This window comes from Ancylobacter sp. VNQ12 (assembly GCF_049445835.1).
Taxonomy (GTDB): Bacteria; Pseudomonadota; Alphaproteobacteria; order Rhizobiales; family Xanthobacteraceae; genus Ancylobacter.
The window spans coordinates 45,460-67,062 of sequence record NZ_JBMSDU010000019.1 but is presented as its reverse complement, the minus strand read 5'-3'; the positions used below and the strand labels follow the sequence as shown (position 1 = coordinate 67,062).

At 66.2% G+C, this 21,603-nt stretch carries 16 protein-coding genes; 7 read left to right on the top strand and 9 right to left on the bottom strand.

Features of this window, described 5'->3' with window-relative positions; genetic code table 11:
* Nucleotides 1–116 precede the first annotated feature (116 nt).
* Genes ACO2RV_RS20465 through ACO2RV_RS20450 form a run of 4 tightly spaced genes read left to right on the top strand, consistent with a single transcriptional unit; the run spans nt 117 to nt 7,417 of the window.
* Entirely contained in the window at nt 117–1,385 is a 1,269-nt protein-coding gene (locus ACO2RV_RS20465) for a metallophosphoesterase family protein (RefSeq protein WP_423296097.1), read from the top strand.
* Nucleotide 1,386: 1 nt separating this feature from the next.
* Nucleotides 1,387–4,890 carry an AAA family ATPase gene (locus ACO2RV_RS20460; protein ID WP_423296096.1) on the top strand — a complete coding sequence of 1,168 codons (3,504 nt, stop codon included), beginning with the start codon at nt 1,387–1,389 and terminating at the stop codon, nt 4,888–4,890.
* 14 nt (nt 4,891–4,904) lie between these two features.
* Nucleotides 4,905–6,569: an AAA family ATPase gene (locus ACO2RV_RS20455; RefSeq protein ID WP_423296095.1), complete on the top strand. Its 1,665-nt coding sequence runs from the start codon at nt 4,905–4,907 to the stop codon at nt 6,567–6,569.
* Nucleotides 6,566–7,417, top strand: coding sequence for an HNH endonuclease (locus ACO2RV_RS20450; protein ID WP_423296094.1), 852 nt, complete (start codon nt 6,566–6,568; stop codon nt 7,415–7,417). The genes ACO2RV_RS20455 and ACO2RV_RS20450 overlap by 4 nt, the downstream gene beginning before the upstream one ends.
* A gap of 45 nt (nt 7,418–7,462) precedes the next feature.
* On the opposite strand, the gene ACO2RV_RS20445 is transcribed toward ACO2RV_RS20450, so the two are convergent.
* A complete protein-coding gene (locus tag ACO2RV_RS20445; protein WP_423296093.1) occupies nt 7,463–7,711 on the bottom strand; it encodes a hypothetical protein in 249 nt (82 codons plus the stop codon).
* Nucleotides 7,712–8,167: 456 nt separating this feature from the next.
* Between ACO2RV_RS20445 and ACO2RV_RS20440 the strand changes: the two genes are divergently transcribed.
* The gene (locus ACO2RV_RS20440) at nt 8,168–8,371 is read left to right on the top strand and encodes a hypothetical protein (RefSeq protein WP_423296092.1); all 204 of its coding nucleotides are present in this window, start codon (nt 8,168–8,170) and stop codon (nt 8,369–8,371) included.
* A 37-nt stretch (nt 8,372–8,408) separates the two neighbouring features.
* Here the strand turns inward: ACO2RV_RS20440 and ACO2RV_RS20435 are convergent, their stop codons facing one another.
* The 7 genes from ACO2RV_RS20435 to ACO2RV_RS20405 form a co-directional block, all read right to left on the bottom strand.
* On the bottom strand, nt 8,409–8,717 hold the full coding sequence (locus tag ACO2RV_RS20435) for a DUF736 domain-containing protein (protein WP_423296091.1): 309 nt from the start codon (nt 8,715–8,717) through the stop codon (nt 8,409–8,411).
* A gap of 682 nt (nt 8,718–9,399) precedes the next feature.
* Complete coding sequence (locus ACO2RV_RS20430) at nt 9,400–10,326, bottom strand: ArdC family protein (RefSeq protein ID WP_423296090.1); 927 nt, start codon at nt 10,324–10,326, stop codon at nt 9,400–9,402.
* A 305-nt stretch (nt 10,327–10,631) separates the two neighbouring features.
* A complete protein-coding gene (locus ACO2RV_RS20425; RefSeq protein ID WP_423296089.1) occupies nt 10,632–11,219 on the bottom strand; it encodes a hypothetical protein in 588 nt (195 codons plus the stop codon).
* A 489-nt stretch (nt 11,220–11,708) separates the two neighbouring features.
* Nucleotides 11,709–12,038 carry a hypothetical protein gene (locus ACO2RV_RS20420; RefSeq protein ID WP_423296088.1) on the bottom strand — a complete coding sequence of 110 codons (330 nt, stop codon included), beginning with the start codon at nt 12,036–12,038 and terminating at the stop codon, nt 11,709–11,711.
* Entirely contained in the window at nt 12,035–12,925 is an 891-nt protein-coding gene (locus tag ACO2RV_RS20415) for a DUF7007 domain-containing protein (protein WP_423296087.1), read from the bottom strand. The genes ACO2RV_RS20420 and ACO2RV_RS20415 overlap by 4 nt, the downstream gene beginning before the upstream one ends.
* Entirely contained in the window at nt 12,922–13,398 is a 477-nt protein-coding gene (locus tag ACO2RV_RS20410; protein ID WP_423296086.1) for a hypothetical protein, read from the bottom strand. Before ACO2RV_RS20410 ends, ACO2RV_RS20415 begins: the two co-directional genes overlap by 4 nt.
* Nucleotides 13,399–13,491: 93 nt before the next feature.
* Nucleotides 13,492–15,171: a ParB/RepB/Spo0J family partition protein gene (locus ACO2RV_RS20405; RefSeq protein WP_423296085.1), complete on the bottom strand. Its 1,680-nt coding sequence runs from the start codon at nt 15,169–15,171 to the stop codon at nt 13,492–13,494.
* 323 nt (nt 15,172–15,494) lie between these two features.
* Between ACO2RV_RS20405 and ACO2RV_RS20400 the strand changes: the two genes are divergently transcribed.
* Nucleotides 15,495–15,845: an MbcA/ParS/Xre antitoxin family protein gene (locus ACO2RV_RS20400; RefSeq protein ID WP_423296084.1), complete on the top strand. Its 351-nt coding sequence runs from the start codon at nt 15,495–15,497 to the stop codon at nt 15,843–15,845.
* Nucleotides 15,846–15,853: 8 nt separating this feature from the next.
* Nucleotides 15,854–16,351, top strand: a complete 498-nt coding sequence (locus ACO2RV_RS20395) for an RES family NAD+ phosphorylase (RefSeq protein WP_423296083.1) — start codon at nt 15,854–15,856, stop codon at nt 16,349–16,351.
* Between the two features lie 82 nt (nt 16,352–16,433).
* On the opposite strand, the gene ACO2RV_RS20390 is transcribed toward ACO2RV_RS20395, so the two are convergent.
* On the bottom strand, nt 16,434–21,515 hold the full coding sequence (locus ACO2RV_RS20390; protein WP_423296082.1) for an N-6 DNA methylase: 5,082 nt from the start codon (nt 21,513–21,515) through the stop codon (nt 16,434–16,436).
* Between the last annotated feature and the right edge of the window lie 88 nt (nt 21,516–21,603).

Here is a 21,603-nt window from a genome sequence, read left to right as displayed (position 1 = left end):
TCAGCCCCGCATGTTGCCCGCGGGTATCCTGTTCCCAACTCGATATTTCAATATCACGTCTTTCTATCCGCCCGTAAGCTCCGCACGTGTACCGGTGCAAAGAGGGGCGAGAGACGGTGGCCTATCGATTCGTCCACACGGCGGACATTCATCTGGACTCCCCGCTGCGCTCACTTGCACTGCGCGACCCCGAGCTTGCGGAGCTCATCGGCAATGCCACGCGGCGCGCCTTCGTGCGGATCGTCGATCTGTGCCTGGACGAACAGGTCGATGCGCTGCTGATCGCCGGCGATCTCTATGATGGCGACCAGACCTCGATGAAGACGGCACGCTTCCTGGCCGAGCAGCTCCGGCGCCTGCACGAGGCCGGCATCCGCGTCTTCATCATCCGCGGAAATCACGATGCCCTCGCAAGGATCACCAAGGAACTCGTGCTTCCGGAATCGGTCAAGCTGTTCAGCGGACGTGCCGAGGCGGTGGAAGTCGATCGCGCGCGCGGCGGCCGCCCCATCGTGATCCACGGCTTGAGCTTCGCCCAGCCGCATGCGCCCGAAAGCCTGCTCGGCAAGTACCGGCCAGTGGTGGATGGGGCGGTCAATATCGGCATGTTGCACACCAGCCTCGGCGGCGCGCCCGGCCACGACCTCTATGCGCCATGCAGCCTCGCCGAGCTTCAAGCCACCGGCTTCGACTACTGGGCGCTCGGCCATGTGCACAAGCGCTCGGTCGTCGAGCAACGGGGCGCCGTCGTGATGCCTGGCATGCCGCAGGGGCGTGACATCAACGAGGCCGGCGCTAAGTCGGTCACGCTCGTCACCATCGATGACGATCGCTCCGTCCACATCGAGCAGCGCTCCACCAGCATTGCGCAGTTCGAACGGGTCGCCGTCGACGCTACCGGACTGGAGGACTGGCGGGAGTTCGTGGCGGCGGTGACGCGCGCGCTGGAGAAGGGGCGGGACGCTGCCCGCTCCGAGCATCTCGTCGCCCGCCTGCAGGTGACCGGCGCGACGCCTTTAGCTTGGCGCCTCCGTCGTGACGCTGATCTGCTGAAGACCGAAGCCGATCAGCGGGCGTCGGTCATCGGGGCCTGCTGGGTCGAGAAGCTGGAGATTGCAGTCCGCCCGCCCGAGCGGCGGGTGGAGTCATCCGGTGATCCGCTGTCCGAACTTCATCGCCTGATCGAGGACGACATCCTCGGCTCCGACGCTTTCCAGGCCGAGCTCGTCGGTATGGCGGAGGAGATAAGGGCGCAGCTCCCGCAGGAATGCCGCGACGCCTTCGGCCCCGACGAGGCCTCCTTCAGGGAGGCGCTCGCGCGCCTGGCGCGCGACGGCGCAGAAGGCGTGATGGCGCGTCTCGAGGCCGCCGGGGAAGGTGCCTGACATGCGCCTTCGCCGCCTCGACCTCACCCGGTACGGGAAGTTCACCGACCGCAGCATCGATTTCGGCGAGCGGGTCGAGGGACAGCCCGACCTGCACGTCATCTACGGGGCGAACGAAGCCGGCAAGTCGACGGCGTTCGCGGCGTTTCTCGACCTGCTGTTCGGGATCGGCACGCAGAGCCCGTTCGATTTCCTCCATCCCTATTCCACCATGCGGATCGGCGGGGCGCTGGAGTTCGGCGCCGAGACGAGGGAGTTCGCACGCATCAAGCGGCCGCAGAACAGCCTACTCGACGGCGAGGACCGCCCGATCTCCGAAAGCGCCATCCGCGGCGAGCTCGGCGGCATCGAGCGCGACGCCTATCGCACCATGTTCTCGCTCGACGACGAGACGCTTGAGAAGGGTGGCGAGAGCATCCTCGCGAGCAAGGGCGATCTCGGGCAATTGCTGTTCTCCGCGAGCGCCGGCCTTGCCCATCTCAGCCACAAGCTCCTCGATCTCAGGGGAGAGGCGGATGGGTTCTATCGGTATCGCGCGCGCAGCGGCGCGCTTGCGGACCTGAAGGCGCGGCTCACGGAACTGAAGGCGGAGCGGGAGCGCTTCGACACCCTGGCGTCGGACCATGCGCGGCTCGTCGAGACCCGGGACCGGGCCAGGGCGCATTATGACGAGGCGGTCACCGAGCGCACCCGCACCCAGTCGCGTATGGACGAGATCCAGCGCCATCTCGCCGCGCTGCCGCGCCTTGCGGCACTCCGCGGCATCCGCGAGCGCCTCGCTCCGCTTGCGGACGTGCCCGAAGCCCCGCCTGGCTGGGTGAGCGAGCTGCCGAGGCTTCAGAAGCAGGAGATCGAACTCGGCGTCCAGACCCAGGCAATCGCCGAAGACGTCGGGCGCCTTGCGGATGAGATCGAGGCGATCGTCGTGGACGAGGCCGCCCTGCGGCTCTGCGAACCGGTGGAACGGCTCGGCGAACTCCGGGCGCGCCATGTGACCGCGGAGCGGGACATTCCCGAGAGGCGGCTGCAACTCCGGCAGGCGGACCTCGCGATCGCGGCAATCCTCCAGCGGATCGAGAGGGAAGGGGAGGCCGAGCCCCGCCGCCTCATCCTGACGGCGGCGACGGTCGGCCGTCTGCGTGAACTGATCGAAGCGCGCTCCGGCATCGACGCCGCGATACGTACCGCCGCCGGCGAACTCATCGAGGCGCGCCGTCGCCTCGGCGAGACCGCGGCGCGGCTGCCGGAGCCCGGCGTGGATTCGCAAGCTGCGCAGGAGCGGGAGCGGTCGATGGCGGCGCTGGCGATCACCGTCGAGCAGATGCGCTCCGCCGATCACCATGTCCGGCATCGCCTGGCTGATCGGGCCCGCACTGCTGCTGTCGGGGTGCTCGGGGATCGCCTGGCTGCGCTTCGCCCCTGGCAAGGCACGGCGGATGATCTCGTCGGCCTGCCGTGCCCCGGTCCCGACAGCATGCAGCGCTGGAAGGCGGCGCGCGGCGAGGCTGAGGCCACGCTGGCCCGGCATCAGAGCGAGACCGAACGGCTGACGACGCTAGTCCGCCACCTGGAGGCAGAGCGCGCGAGCCTTTCGTCCACGACGGGCGTCGTGACCGATCAGGAGGCTGCCGAGATCCGGGCCCGCCGCGAACAGGCCTGGGCCGTGCATCGGCGCGATCTCGATGCCGCGTCGGCCGATGCCTTCGAGGCAGTGCTGCGCCATGACGACATCATCGGCGCCGGACGGTTTTCGCACATGTCCGAGCTGGCGAAGCTGCACCAGAGCGGGCAGGCGCTCGCCGTCGCGCGGGCCGATCTCGATCGGGCCGTCGAGCTCAGGGGCCGTGCGGCTGGTGCCTTGGATGGTCTCGACGCTGAGGTTGCCGAGGCGGTCCATGCAATCGCGCCTTCGCTCGCTTCTACACCATCCCTGCCGGCGCTCGAGGACTGGCTTGCCCGCCGGCAAAAGGCTCTCGACGCGCGCGAAGCGGTCCGGAGCGCCGAGCAGGATCTTCGCGCCGCGCAGCTGGATGCCGGTGCGGCGACGGAACGGCTGCGCACCACACTCGGTCGGGCGGGCCTGCCCCAGGAGCCCGATACGGGCTTAGACGTGCTGCTCGCCAATGCCCAGGCGGCCCTCGACCGCGAGGCCGAGCTGCGCCGCCTGCGTGCCGAACTGGACGAGCGCCAGCGCGACGTCGCGTTGCGCGAGCGTGCGGCCGAGAAGGCAGGAGCGGGAGAGGGGGCCTGGGCCGAGGCATGGACCGAGACCTGCCGCGGCTGCTGGCTCGCCAATACCGCCGAGGTGCCGGCCATCGGCGTCGTTCGCGAGATCCTCGTGGCGATTGCTGATCTCGCGCCGGCGCTCGAGAAGCGGGGAGGCCTCGTCGACCGCATCGAGAAGATGGAGAAGGACCAGGCCGCGTTTCGCGACGAGGTGGCGAGCCTCGCGGGCGCGTTGGGGATCCCGGTCGGAACCGTGCCGGTTCTCGAACTGGCGCAGCGCATCGGCGACGAGGTCCGGGAAGCCGGTGCCGAGCGCGACAGGCGGGCGAAGCTGATTGAGCGGCTGGAACAGGCGAGGGGACGGCAGCGCGCGCTTGCCGAGACGTCGGCGATCCACGACGAGCAGAAGCACCGGATGACCGGGTTCTTCGAGGTCGTGTCTCTGGCAGAGGTGTCGGATAAGCTTGCCGACGTCGCGCGGCGGGCCGAGTTCCGTGGACAGGCCGAGGATGCCGGCCGTGAGATCCTTGATGCGGTGCGTGCGCCTGATCTCCCCAGCGCCGAGGCTGCCCTCGATGCGGCGGATCGGCCGGCGCTGGAGGCGGAGCTGATCGAGCTCAAAGCCCGGTTCGAAGATCAGGACAAGCGTTGTCACGAGCTCTTTGCAACGCGCTCGGCGGCGATCGACCAGTTGGAGGCGATCGGCGGCGACGCCCGGGTCGCCGGCATTGAGGAGCGCCGGCGCACGACGCTGCTGGAAATCGAGGACGGCGCGGTGCGCTATCTGCAGCTACGTGCGGGCATCGCCGCCACGGAGCAGGCGCTCGCCAGCTATCGTGAGCGCCATCGCAGCTCCATGATGGCGCGCGCCTCGGCGGCGTTCCGCACCATCAGCCGCGGAGCCTATACGGGTCTTGCCGCCCAGCCCGGAAAGGATGGCGAGACGCTCATCGCGCTTTCCCCGTCTGGGGGCTCGAAGGCCGCCGAGGAGCTTTCGAAAGGCACGCGGTTCCAACTCTATCTGGCTCTGCGTGTCGCCGGATACCACGAGTTCGTGCGGGCGCGCAGCGCCGTGCCGTTCGTCGGCGACGACATCATGGAGACCTTCGACGATTTTCGTGCGGAGGAGGCGTTCCGCCTATTCGCGGACATGGCCCAAGCCGGACAGGTCATCTACCTCACCCATCATCGCCACCTCTGTGACATTGCCCGAAGCGTTTGCCCGACCGCGCGTTTGCACCGGATCGACGACGTTCTGGCGCAGCATCAAATCGCCTGACCGGAGCGTTGTAGATGGTCGTCAGTGTCCTGCCTCCCAATCGAAAGGGTGTCGACGCCTTCTCGACCAAGTTCGCGCTGCAGCAGGACAACTGGGACGATTTTTCATTCAAGACCCTCTACCACCTCTACCATCAGGCTGGCGGCAAGGCGCCGCTGCTGATTGGGTCGGTCAAGATACTTCGGCTTGGCCAAAGAAAAGGCGAGCCCATCCAGATCACCGAGCCGTTCGAAGCCCTCGGCCCCTCCTATTGTTCGGTCGGAAATTCGCTAGACTACTATCAGCGGCTGAACGAATTGCCGCAGTCCGACCGTGACCAGATTCTCTCAATCCTGCGCGATATTGTAGCGGCCCCACAGTTAGTGTCTATCTTTGGCCAGGAAGAAGGATGGCGGGTATCATTGTTTCGCGACAATGGTGATCCGGATGGCTATCTCGCAGATGCTGCGGCGATCCACTCCCGGAACGCCAACGAACTTCCAGACCTCAATCTCTCCTTCACGTTCCAACCCGGCGGATGGTCTACACCCATCCAGCTTTATTTCGATGCGCCGCCGCCGATATTCTACGTGGGAACGAAGCGAGAGATCGGACCGAGCAAGCGCCAAGTCTTGCTGCCGCGCCGCATCATGGTGCTGATCGGTCGGAACGGATCGGGCAAAAGCACTCTCCTTTCGAGAATAGCTCGCGTCGCATTCGCTTCGCCGTCCGATCGTGCCTCGCCTCAGATGACGGCGGTTGGGACGTTCGAACCGGCGTCGATAGGATTCATGCGCATCATTGCCATTTCCTACAGCGCCTTTGAAAATTTCTCGGTGCCGGGTCTCTACGAGACCGAACTCGAGCAGATCGCCTCGGATATCGAAAGGGGCGGCGGACGCTACGTCTATGCCGGCCTGCGCGACATCGTGGCGGAAGTACGCGAGCAACTCGTGTCTTCGCGCGCACGACCAGCGGCCGAAAATGCGCGAGCTCTGGTCAGCGCCGAAGATCGAAAGGCCTCCACCAAGCTCAAATCGCTCGAACAATTAGCCGACGAGTTCGCCCGCTTGGTGGGTCAGATCGCATCCAACGGCGACAATGCTCTGTTCGAAGCGGCTCTTGCCCCGATCCTCGCCGATGCGTCGTTCGCTGATGTCGCAGACGCCAGTCGAATGGAACTCTTGGGATCTAACCCCAGAAACGCCTTTCTTGGGTGGAGCACAGGCCACAAGATTACCCTTCACGTCATAGCCTCGCTGGTTGCTCATACGACGCGCAAATCCCTGGTTCTCTTCGATGAACCGGAGACGCATCTCCATCCGCCACTGATCGCGGCGGTAATGAGCGCCATCAGAATTGTTCTGGAAGAGAGAAACGCGTTTGCGATCGTCGCAACACACTCGCCCGTGGTTTTGCAGGAAACGTTGGCACGGCATGTCAGGATCATTCGGCGCATCGGATCGCATTTTGACGTCTTTGTTCCTGAGCGTGAGACGTTCGGCGAAAATGTGGGCACGCTGACCCACGACACGTTCGGTCTCACCAGCGCCGCGACGGATTTTCACGAAGTGCTCGATCTGCTCATCTCAGCTTTCAACTCCGTGGAGCAAGTTAATCAGCAATTCTCGCCCGGTCTCAGTGGTCAGGCGCTGGCCTATGTTTTGGCGGGCTTTGCAAGGAAAGCTCAGATGAAATGAGGACCTTGCCGTGTCCGTCTCGCGAGGATGTACGAAATCAGCTTCTCGAGGCGATTGCACCTTATCATCATGGCGGCGTGGTTCGCGGCTACGCCGCAACGCCAGAGGAGGTGGATCGCGTCCTTGAGATATACGACACCTACGATGTCGCGCGTGGAGCTCCGGCAGAGGCTTTGAAGGGCATCGCGCTGTCCCAACCTCTACGCGAGGCCATTTATAGCGGCTATGACTTCACGCAGACCGGGCGAAAGCTCGCCGATGTGCGCGCCAATCTGATGAGCGGGATCGAGCTCTGTCCCGTCTGCGGGATCTCGCCGCCGCGGGAGCTCGACCATCATCTTCCGCGCTCGACCTATCATCCGCTGGCTGTCTATGTCCGCAACCTAGTGCCGCTGTGCCACGATTGCAACCAATCGAAGAGCAAGTCGGCTGCAACGATGGCGGAGGAACAGTTTTTCCATCCCTATCTGGAAGTCATCCCAGACGTCGACTTCCTTCGAGCCAATGTTGCAATCGAGAATGGCGGCTTGCTGATCGACTTCGATATCGACCCAGATGCCGCCGTTGACGAGACGACGCGGGCGAGGCTGACTCACGTGTTCGACCGCCTGAAGCTCAACGATCGATACGCGCGCGAGATCAACATTTTCCTGACCAGCCAGGCGACGGCTGTTCGAATGGCTTTCGCCTCAGGAGGAGCGGAGACCGTGCGCACCTATCTGCGGGTTCAGGCAGATCTAGAGCGACGTCGCTTCCATCGCAATCATTGGCAGCCGACGTTGTTACAAGCTCTCGCCGCAAACGCTGCGTTTTGTGAAGGTGGGTTTGCTCAAGTCCTGCCGATATGATTTCTTCGCAACGCTAGAGACGGCTATCGAGCTGGGCATTTGCGGTCAATCTTCCATCGCGAGGTCTTCTTGTTCGCGAAGCGCTCGGACCTCCCGACCGATCAATGGTTGGTCATTTAGCGCACCAACAATATCAGAATGCACTGCGTTCGCTTTTTCGCAGCGCTGCGGCAGATCGCCGACGGGATATCCGCGGCTCATAGCGCCCCACCACGCATTCATCAGCATGACGACCTCCAGACCGGCCTCAGCCGCGTCGCTGGTCTTGTAGAGCCATTCCGAGGGGCCCGTCATCAGGCCAATTTCCCCCTTCTGCGCAGACGAAAGCAGAAAGCCTCGCGGGGTCCGAGTTATTCGATAGCGATGATCTGTGTCACTCTCAGTTCGTATCACCTCAGCCACGCGTTTCTCCTTCAGTCAACACGGAAGACGCAATATTAGCGCTGGATGCTCGGTCGTCAGCAAGGTCCCGGTACGCCACTCAGCGTTAGTGTTGGTCCGGCATCTAGAGCTCCACGGATAGCTAGTCGGTCGGAAGCTGCGGCCAGCTCTAGTCCAAATCCGCTGCCGCAGGTTCGAGTCCGTCCACCTCATTATAGAGGGTTGCTAACATCCTGGCGCTGTCGAGCCCAGCTGATCGGGGGGCGACGTCAAGATCGTGTTGAGGTGGCGCTCGAGTGCCTCAATGCTCGCCATACGATTTGGGCCAGAGCATCCATTAAAGTCCAAACGCCGACGTGAGGGACCGAGATGTCGGAAATCACGCTCTCTGCAACACCGAATGGCAACGGCTATCAGGCGACGGTGACGTTCCCGACGGGGATAGCGGTAAGTTCAGCCGAAACCTACCCGACCATCGCCGAAGCGATGATCGCCGCTGCCCGGAAACTACTTGCCATGCCCGGACGTCTGGCAGCATTGGATCGGCCGCAGCCCGGCGGAAGGTCTAAATGACGACGGCCCCGCCTTTTGGCGGGGCCGTTTGGGGACGTCAGTCGCGGTTGGGGCGGGACCAGATGAGCTGCAGGTCGCTCTCGCCTTCGACCTCGACCAGGGTGGCGTAGATCGGGGCGGGGAAGCTCGGATCGTCCAGCTTCACCGAGAAGTAGTCGCGACCCTCGTTCGAGGTCTTCTGCCACGCCGCGCCGAGCTCGACGGCGCCGGCGTAGATGCGGAAGTGCGGGCCCTTCTCGGTGGGGTTCTCGACCCGGACGATCCGAGCCTTGGCGTTCAGGGCGAGCGTGCGAACCGTGCCGGTGAAGCCGTTGCTGTTGGAGGTGAAGGTGCCGATGGTCGCCATTGTCGTGTCCTCTTGAGGTTTGCGAGCCGCGCCCATCGCGGCCTCGATGGCGGTCGACAGACCGGAGGCGATCGGCCTGCACCCCATCGGGGCCGGAACAGCGTGGAGGGCGGCCGAGGCGCGGCTTTGTTGCCTCGCGAGGAATGGGCGAAGCCCAGGGGAAGAAAGTCGCGACCGGCCGTTGCCGGCATTTAAGAGCGAGGCGCCGCGCCAGCGACGCCGGCCTTCGGTCAGACATGCCCTATCGAGGACGACGTGGGCGGCCCGGCCAAACCCCCTCGCGTGACACGCCCGCGACCCGCGCAACCGCACCCGCTGGCAACAGGCCGCTCTCCTGCACAGCCGCCGCCCCCTCCGGCGCCACGGCTCCCCACCACCGGGGAAACCCGGGCGCCAGGCCCGCCACCACGCCTTCTTCCGGACTGATCGTCGAGCTTCGCTCCGGCAGGGCAGGGCAGGGGACGCCGCAGGGCCGCACCCTCAGCCTCGGGACCGAACGATCCCGGCCCCCCCGCAACAGCCGCCATCCTCCTAAGGAACGAAGCGGGCCGACACATACCGGCCCTATCGGCAGCGACCTCCGCGAACCTTCGGAGCAACTAGCAACGAGAGCCGCCCGCACACGCAGCTCATGGGGGGAGCGATCGACGCCTTTTTTGACCGCTCGTCGGAGCATGCAGCATCACGCGGCCTCCCGATCTTCGGCGGAGGCCGGCTGCAGGCTATGCAGATAGGCGACGGCGCGCTGCGCGTGGGCCGCAGCCGCGAAGATTGCCCGCTTGTCGTCCGAGAGAACCTTCAGCCATGAGGCGAGGTAGCTGGCGTGGTCGGGGCGTGGCTCCAACTCCGGGACAATGCCGAGATCGGCGCAGAGGAAGCAGCTTCCGAGCTCGGCGATGAGCTCCTCGCGCGCACGCTCTGTGTTGTCCTTGCCGTAACGGCCGAGGTCGCGATTGACGCGATGCAACGCCGCTGTCCAGTGCGTGGCTTCATGGCTGAGGACGGCTACATAGGACGCTGCATCGCGGAAGGTCGCGAAGGGCGGCATCTGGATGTGATCGCTCGCCGGCGCATAATAGGCCTTGTCGCCGCCGTGGCGGATCATCGCCCGCGTGTTGGCAAAGAAGCGGTCGGCTCGCTCGATCCGCTCGACCGGATCACGGACAGGCGCCGCGGCGACATGAAAGCGATCCGGCAGACCGTCGATTTGCGCCACATTGAAGACGGTATAGGCCCGCAGGAACGGAATCTCCCGATCGAACTCTTCACCGGCAGCATCGACATCGGGCTTGGTGAAGCGGCTTGCGAAGACGACCATCGAGCCGGTCTCGCCTTTGCGGACAGCGCCGCCGAGTTCGATCGCCTGCTTGAAGGTCATCCAGGTCGGCGATGCGAAGCCACGAGCCGTCGCCTCCGACCAGAGCAGCAGCACATTCATGCCGCTATAGGGCTGGCCGTTGTGCCTCAGCGGTCTCGTCACCCGGCCGGCGGCATTGGCCGCGGTCCACGGCTGCATCCACGGCCGGACGCCTCTCTCCAATTCCGCGACCAGCTTCTCGGTGACGCGCGCGTAGACGTCGACGCGCGGCTTCTCTTCCTTGCCTCTCATTTCCCTGCTCCTCCATGGTAGAGGTCGCGAGCATCGCGACCCGTCACGGAGGTCCCAGGCCGGGGCAGCAGGAGCGGGCGCGCACCCGCAGGGCCGCAACGCCAGTGGAGGACGGCAAAGCCGTTGCGCGCTGGTCCGCCCCCGGCAGGGCCTGCAGCCGGGACGGGGCGCGGGGCCGCATCCTCGCCCTTCCTGACGCACCCGTGCCGCCAGCAAAAAAGAGCCGTCTCCTGCAGGAGACCGGCCCTGGTGACGAATGACCCGACTGCGGAGGAGTGGCGGGGCCGAGGCCCCGCCACTGTGGCTCAGCCAAAGGCGGACATCTGCAGTTCCGCCGCCTTACGGTCGACGGATGCGCCGGGATTGTCGAGCGGGCGTTCGAAGGGCTTCCAGGTCTCGCCGACGACGTGCTTGTAGGCGGCGACGGCGCCTTCGGCCGCCATTCGAAGGGCGTGCGCTTGAAGCCCCGTGTCGGCCGCGAACTCGCGCTTGCGCTGTGCGGCGGATTCGAACCCGACCGGGCCGTCGAGATCCTCGTCGCGGCTATCGTTGGCCGCCTTTGCCGTTGCGTCACGGGCTTCGGTCACCGCGCGGGAGTAGAACTGCCCGGCACCATGGGCGGATCCGACATAGGAACCGACGATGCGCTGGAGATGGATCTGCATCGCCCGTTCACCGAGTCCCTCGCTGAGGCTTGCCGACGTCTCGATGATGAAGCGCTCATGGATCTCGCGGATGCCGTCGCTGTCGAGGAGTGGGAGCCCGAAGCTCTCGGAGATCCGCAGGGCCTGGGTGGCGTCGGGACAGGCGAGTCGGACCATTTCGAGCGTGGTGCCTTTGCGGAGCGGAACGACGCGGGCGTTCTGTCGGGCGGAGTGAACTGGCTTGGCCATGGACTGTTCCTTTCGGCTATCCCGAGGCCCCGGATCGGCCCTGCCGTCCTTCCCTCGGGTGCGGTCAAAAAGAACCGGCGCCCGGCGGGCGCCTCAGGGTCCGGGGCCGCCAAAGCGAGCGGGGGCGGTTTGCGGCCAAGCGGGGCGTGAGCCCTGCGCAGGACGCGAGCCATCCCTGCCGAGCGCGGCGGTCCCGGCCGCAACGCGGCGCGCCAGCGGCCTTGAGGCGATCGCCAGCCGGTTTAGACCGCGCCAAACCCGAGGGGAGGTCGGCAGGGTTGGCGCCGCCATCGTTGGGTGCCGATGGATACGTCCACGGTCATGCCGCGCCGCCCCGGAACTCAGCCTGTCGATCCCGCAGCACCTGAGCCGAAATCGAACCAATGCCGCAGACCACCCGTGGAATGCACGAGCCGAAGCTGCGCCCCAATGACATGGCATCCTTGAGATGGCCGACCGCGCTCAATCGCCACGTCGAGATACAAGCGACTAGGCCGCATGATCGTGCGGGGGAGAACATCGCGCTCGCATGGCCTCGATCGCACGGTCCTGCCGCGCCAGCTTTCGTGATAGTGCGTCGATCTCCGGCTGCCGCTCGGCCGTGATGGCGGCAAGATGCGAGCGATAGCGCTCGAGGAAACCGCCCGGGTCGAGGCCATCGCCGCGTCTAAAGACGGTTCGCTTCGGCTTGAGCTGAGAGATCATCGCCGTCATGTGGCGGGTGATCTGCCGGTCGATCATTTCGAGCTGTTTCTGGATCTGCCGACGCGCCTCCTCCATGCGGTACAGCCGCACGGCTGGGTCGGAAAAAGCGGTCATCGCGCCGTCCTCCCCCGCCGCGGGAGAAAGCTCGACGGATCGTCATAGCCATGATGCCGCGCCTCATCGACGACGAAGCCGAAGGGGCCGCTGTTGTATTCCTCGGACGGAACGAGGAACCGACGCTCCTCGGCGCCGGGGCCGCGCTGGCCGCCTCTCGCGGCAACGACTTCGACGAAACCTTTCTCGCGGCTGGAGGTGATCGCCGAGGTCACGATCCAGTCGCCGGCATGCTGTTGCTCGAACGCCCGGCGATCCTTCTCGCGGGATTCTCCGGGGGCGAGAATGGTCCCGAAGATCTTCTCCCATGCCTCGGGCCAGCTGTCCTTGATCGTTCGCTCGGCGCAGCGCCGCTCGAAGGCGGTGAACAAATGCGGGAAGGTGATGGCGACGATCGCCCATGCTTCATCTTCCTCGTACCAGCCTCCCTCGGCGCGCAGCATGGGGTGGACCACGCGGTTGCGCGTCGCCGAGAGGTGGATGCCACCATGGCCGGCCGTGGAATGGAAGACGACATCCTCGGCATAGAGGGTCGCGCCCTGCGACGGTCCCCAGGGCGTGCTGGCAGTCGCGCGGATCTCGCGGCGGCCGAGGGCGCGCTTCTCGCGCTGATGCTCGGCGTTCTCCATGACCTTCGCGCGAAAGGCCGCCTCATCGGCGAGCTCACCGGAATGACCGTAGAAATCGGCGCGCGTCCACTGCTCCATGGGACGGCCGATGCGCCAGGCGCTCGCAAGATAGTGGCGCCCGTCGCGCGAGGGCAGCATGGCGAACGCGGTGTCGGCCACGCTGGCGACGGCAAAGCCGTCGGCGCTGCGGCCGAACGCCACCTCCGGAAATCCGGTGGTGGCACCCGCAACGTCGTTGGGAGATTCGAGCATGGTCATGCGACGATCCTCCCCTCGACGACGTCGGCGCCGACCTCGTCGGCGGTGACCTCCTCGAGCACGGCGCGCGGATAGCCATGACGGGAGAGCCATTCGTCGGCGGCCTGCCGGTGCGCGGCGAGATGGACGAGCTCGGCGCCGACGCCGGCGCGGTCGAAGACTCGGACCGAACCGATGGCCGGGCGTTCGAGGATCGCGAAGTGCAGCTTCGAACCCAGCGAGAAGGTTCGGTGGACGCGGATGGCGATGACGCCGCCAGCACCATAGTCCGCCTCGTGCAGGGTAAAGCTGGCAGACAGGCCGACGCCGGCGATCCCGCGTTCCCCCTGTTTCTGGATCAGGCGGCCCGTGCTGTTGTGGGTTTGCCAGGCGGACAGCTTCCTGCTGAAGCGCTCGGGCGGGCGCAGCGTTCCGTCGGACCAGGCGACGAGGGAGCCGATCGGCGCGTTGTCGTAGATCGTGTGCGCGGACATGATGTCCTCCGTGGTTGCGCAGGCGTGGAAACGAAAGCGCCGCCGGCGGTGCCGGCGGCGGGATAGGGTTCGCAACGGGGAAGTGAGTGCCGCCTATTCGGCCGCGACGCCGTAGGCCTCGTCGTCGGGTGTCTCGGCCGGCTCGGTGCTGTCCGGCTCGCCCGACCCCTCGTCGAAATCGTCGTCCTCGGTCGCCTCGTGCTTCACCAGCCAGCTCGCGAGCTTCGCCGTGTCGGGCGCGAACAGCGCCGACGGATGAACGAACCGCTCCTCCTTGAAGTGTTCGACGAGAGCGGCGCGGGTGTCCTTCACCTTCTGGCGCGGCAGGACATTGGTGTCCCTGCACGAGGCTTCGAGCGCAGCGCGGGACAGGCACGAGAGGAATTCGTCCGTGCCCATGTTCGGAAGGAAGCCGTCGGCGCCGATGGCGTCGCCGGCGAGCCGTGCGACGATGCCGGAGTCGGTGCGGTTCTCCCGGCATGACAGCACATCGATAAGGACGCCGCGGGCCGCCTGCTGCAAGGTCTCGCGGTCGAACTCGAGCTTGCCCTCACTGCCGACCAGCCGTGCGGCATGACGATCCATCCGGGCGTAGCCATAGACGTCACCCCCAGCACCGGACGCGATGGAGATGTTTCGGCCGGCGAACGCCAGGACGAGCAGCGCCAGAAGCGTGTCGTCCTCGATCGGCGCCCGGGCGAGCGCCTCATGCAGCGCATCGGTCCGGAAGTCGCCCACCATCTCGACGCCCTTGCGGGTCACGTCCGGGCGCGGCTTCGTAGCCACGATGGCGTCGTCACCAGCAGCGCCACCCGCCGGCCCGGCCTTGCCCTTGGCCTTCTTCGGCTCGGGCAGGCGGTAGTGGACCGTCTGCACCTTGCCCTCGCGATCGACGAACATCGCGGTGTGGTCCGACTTGCCGGGCTTGCCATAGACGCGCTCAGCCTTGGGAGGCAGCTTCGCGCGTCCCCAGGTGTCGGCCTCGACGATGACACCGCGCTTCGGCAGGTGGTTCGACATCCACTCCTGCTGGGCGCCGAGAAAGGCCTCTACATCGGTGGTGTAGCGGCTGTCCTCGTCGGCCGAGGCGAACAGGTCCTCGACCCAGGCGATGCCGTAGGCCTTGGCGAGCTCGTCGTCGAAGCTCGCATCCTTCGCGAACATCCGGGTCTTTTCCAGGCCGTTCGTCACGCTGTACCAGGCGACCTGCGGATCGGCCTTGGACGGCTTGTGCTTCTTCCAGACCTCGCGCTGCTCCTCGAGCGAGGCCGCCGCAATGGTGCGCAGCTGCTTTTCGTTGGGCATATCGCCCTTCGCCATGTGGTCGAGCATCGCCGGCAGGACGTTTGCCAGCAGGCGCAGCTTCTTGATCTGGCGAACCGGCAAGGCCAGCGCGACACCGATCGCCTCCTCGGTCCAGCCGAGCGCGACGAGGCGCTCGATCGCGCGCCACTGGTCGACCGGATTGAGCTGCTCGCGCGCGATGTTCTCCACCATGGAGCGCATCGCGCCATTGTCGTTGGCCGCCTCGTCGACGAGGACCTCGATCTCTTCGAGGCCGGCGGCGATGGCCTGCTTTACGCGTCGGTGGCCGCGATCGATGATGTAGCCGTTGCCGCCATCGGTCTGCGGCGCGACCACGGGGGGCTGCACGATGCCGACGGCCTTGATCGTCGCCAGCAGCAGGGCGTCCGCCTGCGGCGTGGACTTGGTCTGGCGCGAACGGTCGGGATTCTCCTTCAGCGCGCGCGGATCGACCTTCATGAGATGCATGGGACTGCTCCATTTCGGGGGTGCGGACGCGGCTCTCTCGCCGGTCCTTTTCCGTCTTCTTTCCGAAGACACCCCCCGGCCCGCGGAGCGGACGGGCCGGCACAAATGCGGGCGAGCATCCCTGCCCGGCCGAACGAGCAGGGCATTCAGCCCTGCGAAGGACGACGGGCCGGGATCGCGCAGCGCCGCGCTTGAGCGTCAGCGGTGCCGGTTCGGCCGGTCTGCGAGCAGGACTTGCCCCCCTCTTCCCCTTCTTGAACTCCGCCCCTTCTGACGCTATATTGCGTCAATATTATTGGCATAGAGACATGAGGATCTGAGCCATGGGCCTTGCCCAATACGCAGATGACGGCATTTTTGCCCCGCGCCGGATCGCGGAGGCCTTCCGCACGACAAGCGAAGAGATCGCTCGTACGGCCGGGCTGGGTAAGGATGCGATCCAGCGCAGGGACCGGATCCGTTCGGACAAGACGCAGCGCCGCCTGCGCGAGATGATCGAAGTGATCAACAAGGTCGAGCCGCGCTTCGGCACCGCGCTGATGGCCTATGCGTGGTATCGCTCCGAGCCGTTGCCGGGATTTTCTGGCCAGACGGCGATGCAACTTGTGCGCAGTGGCCGGGCCGACGATGTGCTCGACTATATCGACGCTGTCGACGCTGGCGTCCACGCCTGAACGTCCGCATGCGCTATGACGGCAAGCTCTTCCGGGCACTGAACCCGATTTATGCACGCGAGCCGCTATCGGGCCGCGGAGCCGAACTCTATGGCGGCCGGTTCAATCCGAAGGGAATGCCGGCCCTCTATACCTCCTTGTCCGTCATGACGGCACTGCGTGAAGCCAACCAGGTAGGAAACCTGCAGCCGACGACACTGGTCTCCTACGAGGCGGAGATCGACAGCATTGTCGACTGCCGCGACCTGGCAGCGCTCGCCGCGGAGGGAATGGACGCTGCGAGCATCGCGGACACAACCTGGCGCGATCAGATGAGGGCGAAAGGAGAGGCAAGAACGCAGGCCTTTGCCCGACGCCTGGCTGGCGCCGGCTACAACGGCCTGCTCGTTCCCAGCTTCGCCGCTGGCGCAACGGCCGAGGATCTGAACCTTGTGCTGTTGCGATGGAGCGACGGTCCGCCGGCACGTCTCACCCTCATCGACGACGAAAAGCGTCTGTCGCGCTAAGACGGCTCCGGTGCATTGCGGAAAGCGACAGCAAGACGCGCCGGCGTCCAGAAGGACGTCCGGCGCGCTCGCTGGTTGCCGCCTACGCTGCGATGGCGCGGCCATCGACGTCGAGCGCCTCGCTCGCAAGCAATCGCTCGACCTCCCCGAGCTGCCGACGTTTCTCCGCCAGATCACCGGCGAAGGCGAAGTCGCCACCTTCGCGCGATCGATAGGACACGAGACGCCGCCGCGCCTCGTCGAGCCGTTGCCGATAGCGGGCCAGCTCATCGTCAAACCCGGCAAGGGCGTGCTCGAGGCGTGCGATGGCGCCGAGCGGCGTCACCGTGACCGGCAGCTCGATCTCGTAGCTGGCACCCGTCCGCAGAAGCGTGGTGGCATAGCGATAGCCGTCCCGGCCGAAGCGCTCTCCCCCGTATTCGAGGTCGAATCCTCCGATCGACGCGATGACGCTCTCCCCCTCCTGCTGGAGCTGCACCAGCGTCAGGATCTCCTTCATCAGCGCGCGGCCAGCGAGCTTGCGCTCGACATACGCCTTGCCGTCGACGATCGCTTCGAACGCCTCCGCCGTTGTCGGTACGAGGCGGGCGATGTCCTTGCCGATCTCACCGATACGGCGCTCCGCATATTCGATATCGCGCTCCGCCTCGCGCACCTGCCGGCGGATCGCGAACTGATCGTCCTGGTGAGCGGCGCGAAGCCGTTCGAGGCGTGCGATGTCCGCCTCAAGTCCCGCCTTCTGCATCAGGCGCTGGTCGCCGCTGGCAATTGCCTTCGCCATGGCGAACTGGTTGGCCTGGCCTTCGCCGAGGTCTTCCAGCCGGCGGATCGAGGTGTCGCCGGATAGCGCCGCCGCGATGAAGCGCGCCTTGCGCTCATTGTTCTGCCACATCGTGGCGTCGAGCGAGCCCTCGGTAGCGTAGGCGTAAATGTCCACTTCATCGTGCTGGTTGCCTTGCCGCACGATGCGACCTTCGCGCTGTTCAATCTGGGACGGGAGCCAGGGCACGTCGAGATGATGCAGCGCTTTCAGCCGGAGCTGCGCGTTGACGCCCGTTCCCATGGTGTCTGAGGAGCCGACCAGGAAGCGCACCCTGCCGGCCCGCACGTCCGCGAACAGACGCTGCTTGGCCTCGGACTTCTTGTAGTCCTGCATGAAGGCGATCTCGGCCGCCGGCACGCCGCGGCGCACGAGCTCGTCGCGGATCCACCGGTAGGCCGAGAAGCCGCGCGTCCTCTCCACCGAAAGGGTCCCCAGATCGGAGAAGATCATCTGCGCCGCGCCGGCGAGCTCGAAGGGCTTGCCGTCCGGCTGGACATAGGCGTTTGCGGCAGTCTCGTGCCAGATCCGCACGGCAGTTCCGATCAGCAGGTTGAGCTTGTTCTCCGGCTCGTTGTCGTTGTCGGGATCGACGAGCCGGAGGTCGATCGCCGCGTGGCGGCCGTCGGTGATCACGGAAAGCAGGATGTCGTCGCCCGGCTCAGCCGGCCGGTCCCGCATCTCGATCGCCTTGATGCGCTCGTCGAGCAGGACCTGGTAGCGCCTGAAGGCTGGTGAAGGCTTGGCGGTGAGGATCTGGCGCTTTCCCGTCGCGATCGCCGGCACCTTGACGGTGCGCCGCAGATCTTCAGGCATCACGACATCCGCGAAGGATCGGAACATCGCGATGAGCTCCGGGACATTGACGAAGCTCGCAAAGCGCGAGACCGGCTTGTACTTGCCGTTGGGCTGCAGTTCGAGCTCGGTCGTGGTGTCGCCGAAGGTCGAGGCCCAGGCGTCGAACTCGTGCAGCCCACGCTCCGCCAGGGCCGCGTGGCCCATCAGGCGCTGCACCGAGAACATCTCGCCGAGCGTGTTTGTTATCGGCGTTCCTGAAGCGAGGACGAGGGCTCGTCCCGGGTTCCTCGTCTCGACAAAACGAGACTTCACATAGAGGTCCCAGGCGCGCTGCGAGCCATTCGGATCGACGCCCTTCAGCGTGCTCATATTGGTCGCGAAGGAGAGCTTCCTGAACTCCTGCGCCTCGTCGACGATGATCTGATCGACGCCGATCTCCGAGATCGTGAGCAGGTCGTCCTTGCGGGTCGAGAGCGCTTCGAGACGTTCCTTCAGCCCCTCCTTGAGCCGCTCGAGGCGCTTGCGCGAGACGCGGTCCTCGCTGTCGACCTTGGTCAGCAGGGTCTCATAGAGCTCCAGCTCGTCGTGAATCATTTGGCTCTCGAACGCCGAGGGGACATCGATGAAACGGAAAGCTGAGTGCGTGATGATGATCGCGTCCCAGGTCGCGGTCGCGGCGCGCGCCAAGAAGCGATGGCGCTTGTCTTTCGTGAAGTTGGTCTCGTCGGCGACCAGGATGCGGGCGTTCGGGTAGAGGGCGAGGAATTCCCGCGCCGCCTGCGCCAGGCAATGCCCGGGCACGACCATCATCGCCTTGGCGATGAGTCCGAGCCGGCGCTGCTCCATCACGCTTGCGGCCATGGTCATCGTCTTGCCGGCGCCGACGGCATGGGCGAGGTAGGTCGACCCGGCAGCAACGATGCGCCAGATGCCGCGCTTCTGGTGCTCGTAGAGCACGAAGGCGCCGGACGTGCCAGGCAGCTTCAGATGCGAGCCGTCGAAGGCACGCGGCGCGATGTTGTTGAAGCGGTCGTTGTAGATCCGCGCCAGCCGGTCGGTGCGGTCGGGATCGGACCAGATCCAGGCCTGGAAGGCGGTCTTGATCTTGGCGAGCTTTTCCTTCGCCGCCTCGGTGTCCACGACATTGAGCACCCGCCGCTCGCTCGTGCCGTCCTTGATCGTGTCGAAGATCTGCGGGACGCAGGAATTCAGGGCGTCGTCGAGGAGTTGGCCGGCATGGCGGCGATCGGTGCCCCATTCGGACGTGCCGGCCGCCATGTAGGCGAGCTGGCGTGCCTCGACCGTCCAGGATGCGAGCTCCGGCATATGATGGATGCGGATATCCGCGCCCATCATCTCCTTGACGAAGGCGACGACGTCGGAGGCGGGGATCCACGGCGCACCGAAACGGGCGGTGATGTCGGAGGGCGCGAGATCGGCCGGCTGCACGGCGACGAGCGCGCGAACGTTGCGCGCGAACGCCGGATCCAGCGCCGCGGCGGCCTCGGCCGCCTTCAGCTTGTCGCGAACCGGACCGGAGAGATAGGCGTCGGCGGTCTGCCATGATCCGTCGGCCGGGTCCCGGAAAATTGCCTCACCGAGCTCGTCGATCACTTCGGGCACGTCCCGATGGACCAGCTCCGCGATGTGATCGAGATCGACCCGGCCACGTTCGTTCAACACCACGATGAGGGCATCGGCGGCGCAGGTGATGGCAGGCGGGGCAGGGGGCGCGATGACACGCTCGCTGAAGAGCGGGCCGGGCTTGGCCGTGTCCGTGTCGAGGTCGTAATCCTCGATCGATGCGACCAGCCAGCAATCGGGGTCGTCCAGGAAGGGTTGGAGATTCGGCCTGCGATGGCTCTCGCGCACTTCGCCGGTCGTCTCGTCTTCCACGACCGACACGACGGTGTGGTTGATCGGCCCGAAATCGCGCACGAAGCTGGACCAGGCAATGCGAAGCCGGACCTGAGCGTCTTTCCAGGGCCGGTCCTGCTCCTGGCATTTGAGCACCTCGCGCACGGCATCGCGGATCGGGATCAGCTTGCGGATGATCCGGGCGGGCTTGTCGGGAATGCCCTCCGAGCTGCGCCCCTTGCGGGTCCTGATCGACACGGCCCCGCCGTCGACGAGCTGCATCAGGCCGTGGCGGCCGTCGAAGAAGTAGCTGCCCTCGCGGACGCGGGGCCCCTCAGGGCGATCAATGATCGGGGCCGGGCTCTCCTCGTCGTCGAGGCTGACCGGCTGGGGCTCTCCATCATAGACGGCTGTGGGAAGTGAGAGGATCGCCGGTCCCAGCGCCGCATCGAGGTCGAAGCCCGGCTGCGGCAGGCAGGTGTAGGTCTCGCCGAACGGGCCCGAGGACAGGGCATGGGTTCCGAGTACGCAGGCCGGATGGCGCGCGAGCCAGCGATTGACTAGGATCGCCCCTTCGTCGCCCGTGGCGGACCGAACCTCCTCCAGTTCGAGCCAGGTCCGGTCGCCCTCGGGCTCACCCGCCTTCCGCTTGCGGAAAAACAGGATGTCCACGACAACGTCCGTGCCGGCATCGGGCCGGAAGCTGCCGCCCGGCAGGCGGATGGCAGCAAGGAGATCGGCCGACAACGCAATGCGCTCGCGCGCGGTTCGATCCGCCTTGTCCAGCGTTCCGTGCGAGGTGACGAAGGCGGCAAGTGCGCCGGGCTTCAGGAGCTCGATCGCGCGCACGAGAAAATAGTCGTGCAGCCGCAGCCCGAGCGAACGATAGGCGCGGTCCGATCGGACCGTGCGGTCGGAGAACGGCGGATTGCCGATCGCCAGGTCGAAATTCGCCGGCAGCTCGGTGCGCGCGAAGTCGCCGGTGACGATCCGGGCGCGCGGATGCAGGAGCCGCGCGATGCGGGCGGTGACCGGGTCGAGCTCGATGCCGGTGATGTGCGCGCTGCCCCGGACGGGTTCCGGCATGAGAGCCGCGAACAGGCCCGTGCCGATGCCCGGCTCGAGGACGCGGCCGCCACGCCAGCCGAGACGCGCGAGCCCGGCCCAGATCGCCCGGATGATCGCCTCAGGCGTGAAGTGGGCATATTGCGTGCAGCGTGCGAGGGAGGCGTAATCGCTCTCCGACACGACATCCTGCAGCTCGGCGCCGATCTCTTCCCAGCCCTTTGCGAAACCCGTCTCGCCGGGCCGCCGGAACACGCCATTGGCGAGGTCGCCGCCGCCGAAGCCGATGAAGCGGATGAGCCGGCCCTGCTCCTCGACGGTAGCCGGCCGGTCGTTGGCCTCGATCTCCATGGCCAGGCGGATGGCGGCGATGTTGTCGCGGGCCCGCTTCGTCCAGCCCCGCGCGAGGCCGCGGCCGCCGGTGAGGTGGAAATTCTCACCGCGCGCCACGGGGAGGGCGGCCGGCGCCCGCGCAGCTGGGCCGGCACTCGGAGGCGTCGGGTCGGGCTCATCGTCCTGGTCGACATTGAGGTTGCCGGCGAAGGCGGTGACGCCAAGCCCGAGGCTGGAGGAGAGGGCGGTGTTGCCGAAGAGGTCGAGGGTGAAGGGATCGTCGTGCGCCATGGCGGCGGTCTCCTGTGATGAGGGCGCGCGCCATCGACCCCGCCGGAGGGCCGGGTCGAAAGCGCTGGATTGTCGGGAGAGGGCGGGC